Origin of the sequence: Kineosphaera limosa NBRC 100340 (assembly GCF_000298215.1) — a bacterium.
GTDB lineage: Bacteria > Actinomycetota > Actinomycetes > Actinomycetales > Dermatophilaceae > Kineosphaera > Kineosphaera limosa.
The window spans coordinates 1-829 of record NZ_BAHD01000165.1 but is presented as its reverse complement, the minus strand read 5'-3'; the positions used below and the strand labels follow the sequence as shown (position 1 = coordinate 829).

Here is an 829-nt window from a genome sequence, read left to right as displayed (position 1 = left end):
CAGGCGGTCGCGGAAGGAGGTGCGCGCCGCGATCGAGGCGTAATACGCAGCCTTACGCCGCGCCACCGCACCACCAGCATTGCTCGGCGAAGCCACCAACTCCGGCGCCAACTGCGAATTCATCCCATCCCGCAACAACTTCAACGCCTCAGCCCGCATCTGAGAGATCCGCGACTCCGTCACACCCAACTCAGCCGCCAACTCACGCATCGGCCGATCCTCAAAGAAACACCCACGCACCACCACCTGCAACCGATCCGGCAACGCCGAAATCGCATCCCGCAGATACGCCTGACGCTCCCGCGCCACCAACGTCGCCTCCGGCGTCGCCGACGTCGACGGCAACACCGCATCCGCACCCACCGAATCCGTAATCACATCAAGACGCAACACCACCGACGAATGCAGATCAGCCTCCAGCCGCTCCAACTCAGCAACCGACACACCCATCTGATCCGCCACCTCAGCATCCGTCGGACGCCGACCCAACGCCGCCGCCAACGCATCATGCACAGCATCACGACGCCGCACCTTGCTCCGCAGACTCCGCGTCGCCCAATCAGCACTCCGCAACTCATCCAACAGAGCACCACGAATCCGCCGCACCGCATACCGACCAAACGGCACACCCAACGACGCATCAAAACTCCGCGCAGCCATCGCCAACGCAGCCATCCCCGCCGACACCAGATCATCCGTATACACATGACCCGGCAGACGCGAACTGATCGCCCGCACCTCAAAATGCACCAACGGCAGATGAACCCGACACAACTCCTCAACATCCACACCAGCAGACGGAGGCGAAACAAAATCTGAAGCGGTCACG

Annotated in this window: 1 protein-coding gene; it reads right to left on the bottom strand. The window is 62.5% G+C overall.

What is annotated here, in order from left to right:
• A partial coding sequence (locus KILIM_RS21880; protein ID WP_217997163.1) for a sigma-70 family RNA polymerase sigma factor occupies positions 1-829 on the bottom strand: 829 nt, incomplete at both ends.